Origin of the sequence: Mycoplasma tullyi (genome assembly GCF_014068355.1) — a bacterium.
GTDB classification, from domain to species: Bacteria; Bacillota_I; Bacilli_A; order Mycoplasmatales; family Mycoplasmoidaceae; genus Mycoplasmoides; species Mycoplasmoides tullyi.
The window spans coordinates 597,581-616,771 of sequence record NZ_CP059674.1 but is presented as its reverse complement, the minus strand read 5'-3'; the positions used below and the strand labels follow the sequence as shown (position 1 = coordinate 616,771).

Annotated in this window: 14 protein-coding genes; all 14 read left to right on the top strand. The window is 30.9% G+C overall.

All coding sequences use genetic code 4. The features are described 5' to 3' along the window. The first annotated feature begins 4 nt into the window (after positions 1 to 4). The 14 genes from thiI to pdhA all read left to right on the top strand — a co-directional run bounded on the left by thiI (position 5) and on the right by pdhA (position 19,189). The gene (gene thiI / locus H3143_RS02485; RefSeq protein WP_182078637.1) at positions 5 to 1,195 is read left to right on the top strand and encodes a tRNA uracil 4-sulfurtransferase ThiI; all 1,191 of its coding nucleotides are present in this window, start codon (positions 5 to 7) and stop codon (positions 1,193 to 1,195) included. After that, positions 1,180 to 2,166, top strand: a complete 987-nt coding sequence (locus H3143_RS02480; protein WP_182078636.1) for a DHH family phosphoesterase — start codon at positions 1,180 to 1,182, stop codon at positions 2,164 to 2,166. Before thiI ends, H3143_RS02480 begins: the two co-directional genes overlap by 16 nt. After that, positions 2,144 to 2,977: a TrmH family RNA methyltransferase gene (locus H3143_RS02475; protein ID WP_182078635.1), complete on the top strand. Its 834-nt coding sequence runs from the start codon at positions 2,144 to 2,146 to the stop codon at positions 2,975 to 2,977. The genes H3143_RS02480 and H3143_RS02475 overlap by 23 nt, the downstream gene beginning before the upstream one ends. After that, positions 2,947 to 3,939 carry an RluA family pseudouridine synthase gene (locus H3143_RS02470; protein WP_182078634.1) on the top strand — a complete coding sequence of 331 codons (993 nt, stop codon included), beginning with the start codon at positions 2,947 to 2,949 and terminating at the stop codon, positions 3,937 to 3,939. The genes H3143_RS02475 and H3143_RS02470 overlap by 31 nt, the downstream gene beginning before the upstream one ends. A 21-nt stretch (positions 3,940 to 3,960) precedes the next feature. Continuing rightward, on the top strand, positions 3,961 to 4,233 hold the full coding sequence (locus H3143_RS02465; protein ID WP_182078633.1) for a hypothetical protein: 273 nt from the start codon (positions 3,961 to 3,963) through the stop codon (positions 4,231 to 4,233). 8 nt (positions 4,234 to 4,241) lie between these two features. Beyond that, positions 4,242 to 5,966: a DAK2 domain-containing protein gene (locus H3143_RS02460; RefSeq protein ID WP_182078632.1), complete on the top strand. Its 1,725-nt coding sequence runs from the start codon at positions 4,242 to 4,244 to the stop codon at positions 5,964 to 5,966. Further along, positions 5,966 to 6,952, top strand: a complete 987-nt coding sequence (plsX, locus tag H3143_RS02455) for a phosphate acyltransferase PlsX (RefSeq protein ID WP_228444766.1) — start codon at positions 5,966 to 5,968, stop codon at positions 6,950 to 6,952. Before H3143_RS02460 ends, plsX begins: the two co-directional genes overlap by 1 nt. A 64-nt stretch (positions 6,953 to 7,016) precedes the next feature. After that, a complete protein-coding gene (rnc, locus tag H3143_RS02450) occupies positions 7,017 to 9,461 on the top strand; it encodes a ribonuclease III (protein WP_267128819.1) in 2,445 nt (814 codons plus the stop codon). Positions 9,462 to 9,577: 116 nt separating this feature from the next. Beyond that, complete coding sequence (locus H3143_RS02445; RefSeq protein WP_182078630.1) at positions 9,578 to 11,731, top strand: ATP-dependent Clp protease ATP-binding subunit; 2,154 nt, start codon at positions 9,578 to 9,580, stop codon at positions 11,729 to 11,731. 338 nt (positions 11,732 to 12,069) lie between these two features. After that, positions 12,070 to 13,407, top strand: coding sequence for a CNNM domain-containing protein (locus H3143_RS02440; RefSeq protein ID WP_182078629.1), 1,338 nt, complete (start codon positions 12,070 to 12,072; stop codon positions 13,405 to 13,407). Position 13,408: 1 nt separating this feature from the next. Further along, positions 13,409 to 15,175: a TrkH family potassium uptake protein gene (locus H3143_RS02435; protein WP_182078628.1), complete on the top strand. Its 1,767-nt coding sequence runs from the start codon at positions 13,409 to 13,411 to the stop codon at positions 15,173 to 15,175. Positions 15,176 to 15,295: 120 nt separating this feature from the next. Then, positions 15,296 to 16,462, top strand: a complete 1,167-nt coding sequence (locus H3143_RS02430) for an acetate kinase (protein WP_182078627.1) — start codon at positions 15,296 to 15,298, stop codon at positions 16,460 to 16,462. Positions 16,463 to 16,630: 168 nt separating this feature from the next. Next, positions 16,631 to 18,049 (top strand): FAD-dependent oxidoreductase, encoded by a 1,419-nt coding sequence (locus H3143_RS02425; protein ID WP_182078626.1) that lies wholly within the window; start codon positions 16,631 to 16,633, stop codon positions 18,047 to 18,049. A gap of 60 nt (positions 18,050 to 18,109) precedes the next feature. Further along, on the top strand, positions 18,110 to 19,189 hold the full coding sequence (pdhA, locus tag H3143_RS02420) for a pyruvate dehydrogenase (acetyl-transferring) E1 component subunit alpha (RefSeq protein ID WP_182078625.1): 1,080 nt from the start codon (positions 18,110 to 18,112) through the stop codon (positions 19,187 to 19,189). Positions 19,190 to 19,191: the final 2 nt, after the last annotated feature.

Genomic DNA, 19,191 nt, shown 5'->3' with positions numbered 1-19,191 from the left:
GAGTATGAATCCTAGCAATTATCAGATCATGATCAAATTCGGTGAATTATGATTAAAAAATAACAACCGAATCAACTTTATTAATCAATTAAAAGATAACTTACATCAAGCAATATCTAAGTTTGAATTAAAACTTAGTTTACATTACGATCATTTCTTGATAACGAATTATCGTGATCAAGATCAAACACAACTGATTGATATCTTAAAAAGAATACCAGGAATCAGTTATGTTTGTTTGGTTCAACAATTGCCTCGCGATCTAAATCAATTACAAGATTTAGTTCTTGAGATGGTTAATGATGACGATGAACTAGCTTTTGAAATCAAAAGAAAAGATAAAAGTTATGAACTTAGTAGTCTTGATTTAAAAAAGACTTTAGCAGCTCACTGTTTAAAAAATCGTGAGATTAAGATTAATCTAAATAACCCAACTAAAGTTATTAGCATTGATGTAGTCAAAAACTACTTCTTTTTATATTTACATAAATACAATGCAGCTGGTGGTTTACCAGTAAAATCATCGGGAAAAGTGCTAGTTTTATTATCTGGTGGAATCGATTCACCTGTTGCTAGTGATCTACTTTATAAAAGAGGTATGCACGTTGATTTTTTAACGTTTATTACTCCGCCTCATACTTCAAAGCAAGCTTTGGATAAAACTGTTTTACTAGCTCAAACAGTTAGTAAACACAACGAAGTAAACGATGCTAAAATCTTCATTCATAACTTCACCAATGTACTTAAAGAAATCTCTCACACTAATTATGAAAACTACCGCATCACATTAATGCGCAGATGTTTTTATAAGATTGCTTATAAACTAATAACTCAGTATGGTTATGACTGTATCGCTACAGGTGAATCACTTGGTCAAGTTGCTTCACAAACTGTGAACAGCATGAAGGTAATCTCAAACGCTACCAAAGATTTATTAGTACTACGACCTTTATTGTGTTATGATAAAAGCCAAATCATTGAACACGCTAAGAAGATCGGAACTTATGAGATTTCCATCCTACCTTATTCTGATGCTTGTTCATTATATGCACCTAAAAAACCAATTACCAATCCAAGGATTGAAGTTATTGATAAGATCGAAGCTAAATTAGATTTTTTAGATGTAGTTATTGATAATTCAATAACTAATGATATTATCCAATTTGATTTAAATAAACAATGAGACAACAATTAGAAGTTCATGATCAGATCTGAGCTAAAGTCCAGGAATTTGATAACCTGGCTTTCTTTGTTCATGAACGTCCCGATTTTGATGCTTTAGGTTCAGCATTCGCATTTAAAGAATTAATTAACAATATGTTCCCAGAAAAAAAGGTTTATGTAATGGGAACATATAAACTTGATCCTGAATTAGGAGCAAGTTTATTTCCGTTTGAAAAACAACCTGTTGATATTGATTTTTTAGAACAATCACTAGGGATTGTTTTTGATACTGCGAATGCTGAAAGAATCTTAACTGGTCAGCATAAATTGGTAAAAGAGATTATACGAATCGACCATCATCCCAAGACTGAGATCATTGGATCAATTGAATGAGTTGATCCAACCTTTTCATCAACTGCTGAGATGATCGGTTGATTCATCAAGTGAATGGGGTTTAAATTAAATTCGATCATTGCTAAATATATTTATGCAGGAATTATTACTGATACTGGTAGATTTATATATTTAGCAACCACTCCAAGTACATTCATGATGACTGCTGAGATCTTAGCGACTGGATTTAATCGGAACGAAGTTCACGATGCTGTTTATGTAAAACCGATCCTTGAACACAAGTATTATTCTTATGTGGTTAATCATGCTACGATCACCCCAAACGGTTTAGCTTATATTGCTGTTAGAAAAGGTGCGCACAAGCGCTTTGGGATCAAATCACCAATGACAATGGTGCACGCACTAAATAACATTGCTGGGGTAAAAATCTGAACCGCAATCTATTTTGATGATCAATCCCAAAAGTGAAAGGGATCAATTAGATCTTATGATATTCCAATCAACCACTTTGCAGCGATGTTCAACGGTGGTGGGCATAAGTTTGCTAGTGGTTTTAGTTTGGATAACAAGAAGGACTTTGGTAAACTAATTAAGGTTTTAGATGATTATCTAAAAACGATGAATAATGATCAACTTTCACAAAATTAATGCCAAAAATAATCCGATCTTTAAAGATTTAAAGATCGCATTCAAGAATGGTTATAACAAACAGATTAGTGATTATTTTTGTGTTGGTGGAATTAAAAACAATCTAATCGCCTTAAATAATAATTGGATTCCACACACGATCTTTGTTAGTGAATCTTTTGATCAAAAGATTATTACAAACATTAAAAGCAAACTAAAACAACACAAAGTGCGTTGGATTATGATCTCTGATCAATTGAATGATCAATTAAAAAAGATCAACACCCAAGCTGGAGATTGTTATTTTTATTACTTATTAAAAGATTTACATCATCAAAGCTTTGATCTAAGTAATCAACATAATTACTTATTCTTAGATCATATCCAAGATCCAAGCAATCTTGGTACGATCTTAAGAAATGCTGCAGCGTTTAATTTAACCAAAGTTTTAATTAATGATTCAGTTAATTTATATAATCCCAAATTAATAAGAGCATCTGCTGGTGCAATCTTTAGTAATCAAATCAGTATCATCAAAGACTTAGATCAGTTCATTGGTGCAATCAAAAAGAAGGGATTAAGATTAGTAGCTACCGCCAATCACAAAGATGCTACACCTTTAGATGAGTTTGATCATGAGTTAGGTAATATCATCATCTTTGGTAATGAAGCCAATGGGGTAAGTGATAAATTATTAAATCAAGCAGATCAAACGATCAAGATCGTGATTAATAATCAGTATGCTGAATCACTAAATGTAGCTACAAGTAGTGGCATCATCTTATACGAATTAAACAAGTTATGAAAAAAACGATCGTTATCAAATCAGTAGATGATTGTATTCGGATTGATAAGTTCTTGTTTAAGTTTTTAAAAAACTACACAAGAACTAATATCTATAAGATGATTCGTAAAAAGGATATTACGGTTAATAATAAACGGATCGATTTTGATTACATCTTAAGAGTTAATGACAAGATCAGTTATTATGATTTTTTAAGAACTGATCATAAGAAAAAAGAGCCAGAGTTTTTCAAAGCTAAACCTGAATTAGATTTAATCTATGAAGATGAAAATCTAGTGATCTTTGAAAAACCCTTGGGGATTTCAGCTCAACATACCAATGAACCAAGCCAATATGATCATATGCAAAATCGCTTGGTTCATTATTTGGTTAAGTCTAACCAATATGATTATTTAAATAATCAAGCTTACGTGCCAAGTATTGTTAATCGGCTTGATACTTATACGACTGGGATTATGTTGGGTGCTAAAAATCTTAAAGCCCAACAAGCACTGAATCAGATTATTAAAAATCGTGATTTGAAAAAGTTTTATCATTGTGTGGTTCATGGAGAAGTTAATCCTAAAAAAGCGATGTTGTCAGCTTATTTAACCAAAGATCCAAACAAATCTTTGGTAACTATCCAAAAAGAAAAAACTAATGATAATAAACCAATTATTACCAGTTATAAAACCCTATATTACTTTAAGAAACAAAACTATACTCTATTAGATGTTGAACTAATTACGGGTAGAACCCATCAGATTAGAGTACATATGTCATATATCAATCACCCTGTGGTGGGTGATTATAAGTATGCTAAGAAGCAATACCAAAATAATCAAGGGAATTTTAAACACCAATTATTACACAGTTACAAGATCATTTTTGATCTAGCTAACTACGATCAAGATTTCATCTTGAAGTATCTAGATCAAGATGAATATCAAACCAAGCAACCAGCTTGGTTTATGAATGATCTTAACCCCAAATACTACGAAGAAAAATAAATTTGGTAAAATATTACCTAAATGGAAACAACTAAAACTATATATAATGATGATCTCATCAAGGGTTGGTTAAAAGAAATCATCAAATTAGTACCAGGAATAACTAGTGAACTGAGCGATGATGATATCGAGATCGATGAGGACACAATTACGATCACAGTTGTTTGCAAGCTAGGCATTAGACCCTATCAGGTATGTTTAATGGCTCAAAGCATGATCTATTATGAACTATCACGCTGGGATGATCATCATCCGTACTTTATCAATGTAATTATTAAAGAAATTAAAGGATAGATTTTTTTATGGCTTCAGAAACGTTAAATACCAAGCAACTTCAATCGATGTTCATTGAAGGTTATAATGTAATTTTTAATCGTTATGAATACATTAATAACCTTAACGTTTTCCCTGTTCCAGATGGTGATACAGGAACAAACATGAAGATCACTACTAAGGGTGGTGTTGATGCTATTAGTGATCAAGAGTTCAGTTCATTACAAAACTTGGGAAAAGTGTTTGCGACTGGATTATTCATGAATGCTTGTGGTAACTCTGGGGTGATCTTTAGTCAGATCATTAAAGGGTTTACCAAGTCATTACCTGAGAGTGATGAAGTTGATATTAAGCAATTAATCAATTCGTTTAAAGAAGCTAAAGAGGTTGCTTATAGTGTGATTCAATCACCCGTCGAAGGGACTATTTTAACTGTTATTAGATTAACAGCTGAACAACTTTTAGAAAAACAAGACGAAATCAGTTCAGTTGAACAATTGTTTGAGATGGCAACTGAGTTTGCTAAAGATGCACTTAAGCAAACTCCTAAGATGTTACCAGCACTTAAGTCTGCTAAAGTTGTTGATTCAGGTGGATTTGGTTTAGTTTCATTCTTAGAAGGAATGTTAACTGATCTAACCAAAGATTTTTCAGTACTTAATGATGATAAGCAATTTACTAATAAGAAAGCTTTATCAGCTAAAGCTGAACAAGAATTAGTTGAAGAAGGTCATGGTTATTGTACTGAGTTCTTATTAAAACTAGGATTAAAAGCTAAAGACGATCAAACTAAGAGCAAATTTAACGAAGAAAAATTTAAAAAAGAAATTAGTAAAGATGTTGAGTCTTTAGTTTTAATTAACGATGAAAGTGAAGGGATCGTTAAACTTCACGCTCACACTTTAACTCCAGATATAGTTTTAAAACACGCTCAAGTTTATGGTGAGTTTTTAAAAGTTAAGATCGAAAACATGAACAAACAGGTTACTGAGCGTAAGCAAGATGACAGTAATCTGAATAAGTCAGAAAACAAACCTATCGATCTTTTAATGGATATTGATCTATCTAAGATTAAGAACTTTAAAAATGAAACCGCTATTATTGCTACTGTTCCTTCACGAGTTCTTGGTAGAATGATCGTGCAAAACTATGATGTTGATCAGTTTATTGATACATCAGCTACTGGTAATCCAACAATCAAAGATTTCGTTAAGAATATCTATAGCGTTAAATCTAAGAATGTGATTATCGTTGTTGATGATACGAACTTATTACTATCAGCAAGAGAAGCAATCTCATTATTAAAAAAATACATTAATTGTGAACTGATCTCATGTCAAAACTTTATTGAATCATTAAGTGCAATTAGTGGTTACATGCGTTCAGATAATCTTAAAAACAACGTTAAAGTTTTAAACAAGATTATCAAATCTACTGGATCAGCATTTATCTCAACATCTGTAAAAAACATTAAATATCCTCATCTTCAAGTTCACAAAGGTGATTACATTGGAGTAATGAAGAAGAAAATTATCGTTAGTGATAGCGATATTTATAAATGTTTACTAGATACAGTATCTCAACTAATTGATGAGGTTAAAAAACCTGAACTAGTTTTAATCATCTATGGTAAGAATACAACAAGTTCTGAAGTAAGAACAATTGTTAAACTGATCTCAGAGAAGTTTGGTATCTATTGTGAAGCAATCAATGGTGCACAAAAACTCTACCAATATTACATCGGTGTGCAATAATGTTTAGAATCGCAGTTGATTGCATGGGTTTTGAAAACTCAGTTAGTGAAGCTGTTAAAGCTGTAATTAAATATGCTAAAACTCACAAAGATTTATCTTTTGTTTTAGTTGGTGATGAAAAACAGATCAAACCACTAGTTGAAAATAAGAAATTCTTAAATTATCGAATCGTTCATACTACTAATGAAATTAGTATGAGCGATTCGGTTTTAACTGCTTATCGTAAAAAAGATAGTTCAATGTATCTAACAATTGAACTATTAAAAAATGATGAAGTTGATACGATTGTATCAGCAGGATCATCAAGTGCTTATGTTGCTTTAACATATAATTTGCTTGGTAAGATTCACCCTAAAATCAAGATCGGGTTCATGTCATATGTGCCAACAGTAACTAAGAAAGGTTTTTGATTCTTAGATGTTGGTGCTAATAAAGAATATACGGGTGAAGAACTATACTATCTAGGTAAGATGGCTAATATCTTTATTAATAATGTGCTTAATTATCAACCTAGGTTAGGTGTACTTAATATTGGTACTGAAAAAAACAAGGGATTTGAATACCACCAAGTTGCTTATAATCTACTAGAAAACGACAAAACTCTAGATTTCTTAGGATTCATTGAACCACGAGGATTGATTGATGGTGAATGTGATCTATTAGTTAGTGATGGTTACTCTGGTAATTTAGTGCTTAAATCATTAGAAGGTGCACTAAAGTCAGTTGGTAAAATTTTAAAGAAAAATTATAAAATAAATCCACTGGGGGCTTTGTTCTCAGCGAACGTTATATATCAAATTACTAAAACATTTGATTATAAAAATAATGCTGGTGCTGTTGTACTAGGACTAAATAAATTAGTTCTAAAAACTCACGGTTCAGCTGATGCTAAACAATTTTATTCAACTATTCGTTTAGCGCACGATAGTTTATTAAATAATTTAATTGAGAAAATTACAAAAGATTCTTTGACTTTTTTGAATTAAATTAATTAGTAAATTCTCATCCAATCTATTTAATTTTTATACAAAGCATTAATGCTATTCTTATATGGATAATACAGAGAAAAATACTACAAAAAAGACAAAAAAACCAAATCATTTTAGAAGAAATAGAAGATCAAAACATAACAAAAATAAAACCGAAGAGCCTAAGACAGAAAGACCGACGCCAAGAATGTTTAAAATGGCGCCTAAATCTAGTAAGTTTTTACATCAATTAGGTGTTACGGGTAGAAAGCACACAGAAAAACCAGTGGCGTTAAACGATCCTGATTACGATAAAAAAATCAGAGAAATTCAAGAAAAAGAAGCTAAAAAAATTAGATCTGAGGAAACTGTAAAAAATCGTTCTAAAAAACGAAATAATAACAATAAACAAGCTAATAAAAAAGTTAATAAAAATAGAAATCAAAGAAGATACAATAATAACTTTTCTAATAATAAAAAACAAGAGAACAGAAATCAGAAATCAGTAGCTAACAAACAAGTTCAAGTTAATACAAATTTGGATAAATCTACGGCAAAAACAGCTATAAATTTAATTATCAAAAGAAGTTTTGAAACATTTAAACAAAGTAATTTAATAGCTCCTAATTCTGACAAAAATCTAGATCAAAAAGTTAAATCTCAACAACAAAATTTAACTCCTAAAAACAATAATCAAAAAGAAGCTAAACAAGCAAATAACAAATTTGTTAACAATCAAAAAAATCAGAAGAATAATGTAACCAACACAGAGAATAATAAACAACCAACAAAACTCTTGAATCAATCTACGCAACCAAGAAGTATTGTTGAAGAATTATCTTCTGACATTAACTCACAAAACAATAAATCTAAAACAGTAAAACTTGATCAAAAGAACTCGAATAATCAATCTAAAAAAAATACTGAACAAAAAAATAATAATCAACAAACAAAATCTTTAAATCAGTCTAAACAATCTAAAAATACGATTACTGAATCACCTACAGTTGTTAACTCTAGGAATAATCAGTCGAAATCAGTAGAACTTGATCAAAAAAACTCTAAGAATAGAGCTCAAAAGAATGTTGAACAAAAAAATAATAATCAACAACTAAAACCATCTAAAAGTAAGGATGTAGAGTCATCTTCTGTTATTAGCTATCAAAATAACAAGGATAGATCAGCAAAACCTGATCAAAAGAATTCTAATAATCAAGCCCAAAAAAACGTTGAACAAAAAAATGATAATCAACAAACAAAATCTTTAAACCAACAAAAACCATCTAAAAGCACGCTTGTTGAATCACCTCTAAGTGCTAACTTTACAAGTAATCAAACAAAAGTTAATGTAAAAGATAGTTCTAAAAAAAATAAAGCTAAGAAAACAGAAAATCCACAATTACAAGAAGCTACCAAACAAGTAAATAAAACAGAAATTAAAACTAGTCAAGTTCAACACAATTTAGCAAATAAAAAACAACCACAAGAAAATAGAAATAATTCAAATAATACGGTAAATTTAAATAAAAATCAACAAAAGATTAATAATAATAACCAAAAAAAATCTGTTGATAAATCAAAAGACGATAACAATAAAAAGAAACCGGAACAATATCAAAAACAAGAAACTTTAAACCAAAAAAATAACGATAGTGAAAAAAAAGAAGATTCAAAAAAAGAATCTAAAAATAATCCATTAAGCAATAAGAATATTTCTGATAAGAATCTTGTTAAGATTAGCAATTTCATCAAAGATAATTACCCAGTTATTTACGCTAATTTGAAACAAAAAAATCGTTTAGGTCTTAATGAGAATCTTGACGATGACAAACTTGTTGTTTATGTTAATTTGGAAGCAAAAGACATCGAATTATTATTAAAGAAATTCAAGATTGTTACAAACAACATTGGACTTTATGAAGAAGCTTTAACGCACAATTCGTATACCAATGAAATGCATCTAAAATACAACTATCAAAGATTAGAGTTTTTAGGTGATGCGATCATTAATAAAATAGTTGCTGAATATTTATTCAATCATTCAGATTCATCTGAAGGTGAAATGACTAAAGATCGCATCAAACTAATCCAATCAAGCACATTAATTAAAGCAGCTATTCAATTAGAGTTAATTAATTATATTAGGGTTGGTGAAGGACTAAAAGCTGTACCTTTACCACCTAAAATCCTTGAAGATATCTTTGAAGCGTTTATTGGAGCTGTATATTTAGATCAAGGTGAGTATGCAGTAAGAAAGATCTTAAATGATACGATCATAGGTTATTACCAAAAAGGTCTGTTATCTGAAAATACCGATTATAAGTCAATTTTCCAAGAAATAATTCATTCAACTGGATCGAATACAAAAATTCATTATAAAAGAACATTTGATCGACAAAATAATCTTCATAAAGTGAGTCTTTACGCAGGTACTATCATGTATGGTGAAGGAGAAGATTCAAACACGCACAAAGCCGAAATTAAAGCTGCAAAAGATGCAATTAGCAAATTTCGTGGCATCCTTTAATTAAAAAATAAGGCTATAGCCTTAATATAACAATCATTTCAATTGATTAGCACTCTCACCACCTAAGTGCTAATTTTTTGTTATAATTAACTTATTAGACGAAGAGAGGTGTACATATGTTTGCTAGTTTTACTCCAACAGAAGAAAAAAATGTTTTAAGTAAATATTCACGTAATCTAAACGATGAAATTGCTAGAAACACTATTGATCCTACGATCGGTAGAGAAGAAGAAATAAGAAGATTGATTGAAATCTTAAGTAGAAAAAATAAGAACAACCCTGTCTTAATTGGTGAACCCGGAGTGGGTAAAACAGCAATCGTAGAAGGTTTTGCAAGAAAAATCGTTAATGGTGATGTTCCTGATAATTTAAAAGATGTTGAAGTAGTTGAATTATCTTTATCTTCATTAATTGCAGGGACGCAATTCCAAGGTTCATTTGAAGAAAGATTAAATAAGATCTTAAAAGAAGCTAAGAATTCTAATGGTAAAGTGATCTTGTTTATTGATGAAATTCATCAACTTGTAGGTATGGGTAAGAATTCATCAAATTCAGCAATGGATGCTGCTAACATTTTAAAACCAATGATGGCTCGTGGTGAAATTAAAGTGATCGGTGCAACAACAATTGATGAATATCGTAAGTACATCGAAAAAGATGGTGCACTAGAACGTAGAATGCAAAAAATTCTTGTAGATGAACCTACTAAGCAAGAAGCATTAACAATTATGCGTGGGCTTAGAGAAAGATGAGAGGCATTCCACAAGGTAAGAATTTTTGATGATGCATTAGTTGCAGCTGTTGAAATGTCTGCACGTTATATTTCAGATCGATACTTACCAGATAAAGCAATCGATTTAATTGATGAAGCTGCAGCTAAAATCAAAACATTAATTCATTCACTACCACCAGAATTAGATAACATTAAGCAAAAGATTATTCATCTAAATACTGAGTTAGCTGCTCTAGAACGTGAAAAGAAAGAAAATCACTCTAACGTTAGACTCGGAAGAATCGATCAATTAAAAAAAGAAATTCAAGAATTAACTGATAAACAAAATGAATTAACAGTTAAATGAACTCAACAAAAAACTATTTACGAACGCATTAATAAATTAAAAGAAGAAGTTACTAATTTAACAGCTGAAATCGAAAGATTACAAGCTAAGGGTGAATATACACAAGCATCTAAATTACTTTATTTAGAAATTCCAAAGCGACAAGAAGAAATCGAAAAGAAAACTAAAGAATTGAGCGAATTTACCGACAATTTAATAAAAACTTCAATTTCTAGAGTTGAAATAGCTGAAGTAATTTCACAAGCTACTAAGATTCCTTTAAGTAAGTTAGTTGCTTCTGAACAACAAAAACTATTAAAGCTTAAAAACGATCTTGCTAAATATGTTAAAGGTCAAGATCATGCAATAACAAATGTTTCAGATGCTGTTCTAAGAGGTAGAGCTCAAATCAATGATCCTAATCGTCCTATTGGATCATTCTTATTCTTAGGTCCGACTGGTGTAGGTAAAACCGAAGTTGCTAAAAAATTAGCTTATTGTCTATTCGATAATGAAAAAGCGATGGTTCGAATTGATATGTCTGAGTTTATGGAAAGACATTCAGTAGATAAACTAATTGGATCACCCCCAGGATATGTAGGTTATGATCAACCAGGTGTTTTGTCTGATGCAATAAGAACTAAACCTTATGCTGTAATTCTATTTGATGAAATCGAAAAAGCTCATCCAGACGTTTTAAACATCTTACTTCAAATCCTAGATGATGGTCAATTAACAGATAATCACAACAGATTAGTTAACTTTAAGAATACCATTATCATCATGACTTCAAACGTAGGTGCTGAACATATTTTAGCTAACAATCCACCTAAAGCGCTTGATGATTTAAAGAAAAGATTAAGACCTGAATTATTAAATAGAATAGATGAAATAATCACATTTAAGGCATTAAATGATAAAGATCTGTTTGCTATAGCTCAAAGATTATTAGGTGATTTAAGTAACCGTATTAAAGAACAACAAATTAACATCGTGTTTGATAAATCAGTTATTGAAAACGTTGTAAAAAACGGTTCTAATATAGCATTTGGTGCTAGACCATTAAAACGATACATTCAAAAAGAAGTAGAGAATTTTTTAGCGAAAAAAATAATCGAAGATAAACTTGAAAAAAATAAATCATATGTATGTTTAATTGATGCTGCAACCAATAAACTTACTATTCAAAGTTTAAAGAGAACCGTTTCTTAAAAAATTAAAAATATACGGTAAAAATTTATAAAAACAAAATAAACAGTAATTGATCTTATAGACAATTACTGTTTATTTTTTTGTTCTTTTAATAAGTTTTATATCTGTAAAGCGAGAAGGGCTTAAACACTTAAAATGTATAAAAAGTTGGTTCAAATACAAAATATTTTTAGAACAAATCAATAAGAAGTTTTTTTAAATATTTAGTAGATGATTATGTTATCTAGATGATCAACAATTAAAAATAAAATTTAATCGTAAATTTCTGTTTGGTCCTAGGGAGTGTTCTGTTGAGGTTAAATATAATATAATTATCTATAATTTAAATATTAAATTATATGACATCTGAAGAGAGTTCATCCGTCACGGGCGGTAGGTCCATAGTCACGGATAATAGTTCTATAGCCATATATGTAATATATGGAGTGCTAATTTTCGCTTTTTTATTCATTTCTGTGATCTTTTCTGCTTTAGAAACAGCATTCACGAGTTTAACTAGCTTTAAATGAAATGGATATATAAAAGAACACAATATACAAAAGAAGTTAAGAACGAAGATCATCAATAAGTTGATTAAAAACTTTACGTTGACACTATCAACAATTCTGATCTGTAATAATATAGCGAATATTATTATCTCAACACTTTCAACACTTCTATTTAATAGGATTGTTGATAATCAGGCTGTTGGTTCTTCGCTGGCTGTATTCGTAACAACTTTTGTAACTTTATTTTTTGGTGAGATAACACCTAAATCAATAGCTAAATTTAGACCGATTAAAACAGTTCTATTATTTAGCTTTTTAATGATCTTCTTTTATTATTTGGTATTGCCGATTACCTATTTAATATCTAAGATCTTTAAAAAATATTCAAAAACACAAACTAGCGAAAAAGAAGTAACATTCTTTATTGACGAAGCTAAGAATGAGGGTGTTCTTGAAAATGATGAAGCATTATTAATTAAAAATGCCATTAATTTTGACGAAACTTTAATTGGACAGGTATATACCAAATGAAAAGAAGTTATTTATGTTCATGAGCATAGTTCAATTGGTTTGATCAAAAAAAGGTTTTTAGCAGATAACGTTTCAAGAATACCCATCATCAATGATGAAAACAAAACCATAGGCGTTTTACACTTAAAAGATTATCTAAGTATAGTTGAAAACAAGGATGAAGATAATTGAACTGAATACTTAAGTGAACCAATTTACGTATTAACTGATTACAAATTAGATAAAGTGCTGTATCTAATGAAGCGTGAAAGGGTTCAGATCGCAATAGTTGTTAATAATTTTAATGATTATGAATCAATTGGAATTATTACCATGGAAGATTTACTTGAACAACTAGTTGGTCAAATCTATGACGAACAAGATGAAGTAGGTCAAGTTCAAGAAATTAATGCTTACACTTGAATGGTCGACTCTTCAATAAACGCACAGTACTTCTTACACAAATACATAAATAAAAATATTACTGTTAAGAAAAATCTAAAATTATTAGACTATATCAATAACAACACTGAACAGAATGCAAGATTTGAAGATGGTATTTATCATGACGATTTCATGACTGTTAAATATCTAGAATATGATGAAGAAACAAAAGTTAAACTTGTTGAGATTGTTAAGAACGAAATTAACCCAACCGAAATAGACGCAAATAATTAAAATGTTAAATATTAACGGTAAAAAACGCAAAAATTCACTCAATAAAAAAGAAAAAGTCATTAAGTGATTAAGGATCATTTTTATTGGTGAAACTATCAGTCAGAAGATTGCTCACTTCTATATTTATTTCATTTTAATCGGATCAATTCTATTGTATTTACCGATATCTTTGAGATATAGTGATACGTATGAAAAAGTGACTAATATTACGTTTCAAGGGTTAGCTGCTAAACCGTTAATTGAAAAAGCTAAATATTCGTTCATTGACTCATTTTTTATAGCTACTTCTGCGTTCAGTGATACTGGTTTATCAACGCTGGTAGTGCGAGAAACTTATACAATTTTTGGACAGGTAATTTTAGCTGTTCTGATTGAAGTTGGTGGAGTGGGTTTCGTAGTTTTCTGATATATGATTTGAAAAGTCTTTGCCAAGATTTTTAAAGATCGTTCATCACTAGAAAAAACCTTATTACTTCAATCTGAACGTGGTGGTGAAAAAATATCAACGACCTCTAAAACAATCATAGTTGCAGTTACTGCAGTAATGATCTTTCAGATTGTTTATGCAATCTTTTATGCCCTGTATTTTTATTTCGTTCCTGCTTTTGAACAACAAAATATTCTGGATTTAAAAAATACCGACGTTAATAGTTCGTTGGTTGATTTCAAAGCTTCTCAAATCACTGTTGACAATCCTTATAAAAAATTCTTTACATTTCATAATGTTGGAGCAGCTATCTGAGCTGGAATTTTCCACTCAGTTTCTTCAATAAACAACGCCGGATTTGATATCTTTGGCCCTTTTTCTTTATCTAGTTTTAGAAACGACCAACATCTTGTTTTATTATTTATTACTGCTACCCAGTTCTTTATTGGAGGAATTGGTTATCCAACAATCTTTGATATCTATGAAAAACTTAGATACAAAAAGCTTTATAAAAATCAATTGAAATATAAGTTTAGTATCTTTACTAAATTGTCGTTAATAACATCCGCAATTTTATTAACGTTGCCAATCCTAATTGTGGCACCAGTCGAACTATTAAGTAAAAATAGTTCATTTAATGTCACTTCACAATTCTTTGAAGAATCATTAAAGAATAATCTTCAATTTGAACCTTCATTAAACATCAAATCACCAGAAGATCTGTATCACACAATTTATGGGAAATATCCTAAATTTGATTATGTCTTCAATTTGTGGTTCATGATCTTTTCAACTCGATCTGCTGGTTTTGCAACGATTAGTATGTACAACTTAACCGATGTTTCAAAATTAATGCTCAGCTTATTGATGTTTATTGGGGCTGCGCCTTCATCAACCGCAGGGGGTGTAAGAACCACCACATTTGCACTAGTGATGGTTGCCATCTTCCAAAAATTCAAAGGTTATAAACAAGTAAGATTATTCAAACGATCCATCCCGCCTGAAACAGTTAATAATGCTTATCTAATTACTTTATTAAGTGCAATCTTTTTAATCGTTGCAGCATTAGGTACTAAGATCACTCTAGATTTTGCTGTTCCAGAAGCGCGATTTAGCATCATGGACGTATTCTTTGAATACTCTTCAGGTTATGGTACAGTAGGTTTATCAGTCGGTATCACTTCATACCTAACTTCAATAAACTTAGTACCACTAGTACTATTAATTGCACTAATGATTATTGGACAATTAGGAGTAAGTACCTCAATCCTTTCTTGAGTTAAGAGTGATGCCATTAGGTGGAATTACTCATATGTTGATGAAGACGTTAGGATCGGATAATATTTATTGTTATCAATATGATAACCAATAAGCGATAAAAATTAATGTCTTAATAAATCGTTATTTTATGATTAGAAAGATATTTATTTTTAACAAAACAAAAGACAAGGACAGATAGCAATGAATAAAATCTTAGTAATTAACGCTGGGTCTAGTTCAATTAAGTTTCAACTATATGATGCTAATGAAAAAGTACTAGCTAAAGGATTATGTGAAAGAATCTTTATTGATGGTGCTTTTAAATATGAATTTGAAGATGGTGTAAAAGATGAAGGTAGTGCGAGTTTTCCTACTCACAAAGAAGCTTTAACTCATCTATTAGATTCATTAAAAAAACATAATGTAATAAAAGAATTAGATGAGATCGTAGGTGTTGGTCATCGTGTTGTACAAGGTGCTTATTGAACTGATTCAGTTTTAATTACTCCTGATGTACTTGAAAAAATCTATGAATTAGCTAAACTTGCACCATTACACAACAAACCAGAAGCTGATGTAATTGATGTGGTGCAAAAGTTAATTCCAGCTGCTAAAAACGTAGCTGTATTTGACACATCATTCCACACAAGTATGCCCGAAGTTGCATATGAATATGCAATTCCAGCTGAATGAAAAGAAAAACACTTAGTTAGACGATATGGTTATCACGGAACCAGTTATCGTTATGTAACTAAGCGTTTTGAAGAACTATTAAATAAAAAAGCGGTTAACCTAGTTATCTGTCACTTAGGTAATGGTGCTTCAATTGCTGCAATCAAAGATTCAAAATCAATCAACACTTCAATGGGTTTCACTCCATTAGAAGGTTTAGTAATGGGTACTAGAAGTGGTGATATTGACCCATCTGTAGTGCAATACATCTCTAAACAAACAAATAAAACCTTAGATCAAGTAATTGATGATCTAAATAAAAAATCAGGTCTATTAGGTTTATCAACTTATGCTGATATGAGAGATGTTACAAGTAACTTACCTAAAACCCAATTAACATTAGATATCTACACTCAAAGAGTTGCTGATTACATCGTTAAGTATGCTAACCAAATCAATGCACCGATTGATGGTTTAGTATTCACTGCTGGTGTTGGTGAAAATGCAAGCCTGATCGTTCAAGAAGTAGTTAACAAAGTTAACTTATTAAAAGTTTCACTTGATCCAAAAGCCTTTGAACAAAAGTATTCAGATTACAGAAAACTATCTGATAACAACAGCCAACTTGATGTTTATCAAGTAAGAACAAACGAAGAAATCATGATTATGCGTGATGTAGTTCGTTTGTCTAAATAATTTATTTTATTTGTCAATATCTACAAGAAAATAAGGAAGTAGATACTTCTACCAATTTTCAGATTTTGTTTTGAAAAAAACTGGTTTAAAAATAATATTAAATTATAGTTAATATATCTATTATTAAAATTTTATTAGAATAGAAATTCACAAGGATAAATATATAAAATGAAAGTTATTGTAGTAGGAATTAACCACGCTGGTACGTCTGCGATTCGTACAATGTTGGCAGAAAACCCTAAATTAGATGTAGTAGCATTCGACCGCAATGACAATATCTCATTCTTAGGATGTGGTATTGCTTTAGCTGTTAGTGGTGTAGTTAAAGATACAACTGATCTATTCTACTCAAACCCAGAACAACTTAGATCAATGGGTGCTAAAATCCACATGAACCACGAAGTGTTATCAGTGGATCACAATAGAAAAGTTGTTGTTGTTAAAAATTTAGAAAAAGACACAACTTTTGAAGAAAGTTATGACAAATTAATCTTAGCTACTGGTGCTTGACCAATTACCACAGCTGATGCTAGTCTTCCATTCACTGAAAAATACTGTGGAGGAATTGAAGGTTTAGTTGCTTGTAAAACTTACCAACACGCTTTAGAAATCATTGATCAATTCAACAAACCAGGTGTTAATAACATCGTTGTAATTGGTGCTGGTTATATTGGGGTTGAATTAGTTGAAGCTGCTCACCAAAAAGGTAAGAAAACTCTATTAGTTGATATGTTACCTAGACCAGCTGCTAACTACTTTGATAAAGAATTTGGTGCTGATCTAATGACAACTATGCAAAAAGAAGGAGTTGACGTTAGATGTGGAACTAAAGTAATGGGATACTTAGTTGACACTGAAGGTGGCAAGAAAGTGATCCGTGGAATTACTTTAGAAAAAGACGGTGTTCAAACTAAAGTTGAAGCTGATCTAGTAATTCAATGTATTGGTTTCTTACCAAACACTGCACTTATTCCAGATGCTCACAAAGTTAAGAATGGTGCTTTAATTATTGACCAATATTGTCAAACTTCTGTTAAGGATGTTTATGCAATCGGTGGTGCAGCTGCGATTATGAACGCTGCTACTGGAGAATACCAAAACATCGACTTAGCAACTAACGCAGTTAAAACTGGGGTTGTAGCTGCTTCTCACATAAATGGTATGGACAACATTAAGTTAGAAAACGTTGTTGGTACTAACGCAATCCACGTATTTGGTCACCACTTAGCTTCAACTGGTATTTCAGAAGAAGTTGCTAAGATCCGTGGTATTGAAGCTGCTGCTTCTTACTTTGAAGACTCTGATCGTCCAGAATGAATGGAAACTTATGACAGAGTGAAGATTAAATTAGTTTATGATCCTAAGACGCTAAGATTATTAGGTGCTCAAGTAGGTTCAACTAAAAACAACCACTCAGAAGTTATTTACTTCTTAGCATTAGCAATTCAAAGAAAATTAACATTAGTTGATGTTGCGTTTGCTGATGTATTCTTCTTACCTCACTACAACAAACCATTTAACTTTATCATTAGTGCAATTCTACAAGCTTTGGGATTAAATTACTTCAAAGAAAGCATTAAAAAATAGTTTTAAAGATTATTAAATTACAATTAAATTCAAACAAACTTAAGGAAAAAAAGATTAAATATGGCAATTATTGTTAAAAACAAAATTCCTGAACTTTTACATAGAGTAATGGATAACGAAGGTCGAATCATCGATCCTAGCTATGTACAAAAGTTATCAGACGAAAGAGTAATTGAAGCTTATTACTACATGAACTTATCAAGAACACTTGATAAGAAGATGTTAACTTGACAACGTTCAGGTAAGATGCTTACATTAGCACCTAACTTAGGTGAAGAAGCATTACAATTAGGTACTTCATTAGCAATGACTAAGAAAGACTGATTAGTACCAGCTTTCAGATCAGGTGCTTTAATGCTTCACAGAGGGGTTAAACCTTACCAACAAATGCTTTACTGAAACGGTAATGAAAAGGGTAACGTTTTTGATGAAGGTGTAAGAGTTATTCCAATTAACATTACTATTGGTGCGCAATATTCTCAAGCTGCTGGAATTGGTTATGCATTAAAACAAAATAAAGAAAGAGCAGCTGCTGTTACTTTCATCGGTGATGGTGGTACTGCTGAAGGTGAATTCTATGAAGCTATGAACATGGCTGCAATTCACAAATGACAAACTGTGTTCTGTGTAAACAACAACCAATTTGCGATCTCTACAAGAACCCACCTTGAAAGTGCAGTTAGTGATATCTCAACTAAAGCAATTGCTGTTAATATGCCAAGAGTAAGAGTAGATGGAAACGATCTATTAGCATGTTATGATGCAATGCTAGAAGCTATTGAATACTCTAGAAGTGGTATGGGTCCAATCTTTGTTGAATTCGTAACTTACCGCCAAGGTCCTCACACAACTTCAGATGACCCTTCAGTTTATCGAACTAAACAAGAAGAAGAAGAAGCTAAAAAATCTGACCCAATTGAAAGAGTTAAGAAATTCTTAATGGCTAAGGGTCTTTGAGACGAAGCTAAAGAACAAACAATGTTCGAACAAATCGAAGCTAAGATTGCTGAAGATTACGAAGTAATGCTTCAACACATCAAAACAACTGTTGATGATGTATTTGATCACACTTATGCAACTATGACTGACAACTTAGTTGAACAAAAAGCAGTTGCTAAAAAATACTTTGGAGACAAATAATT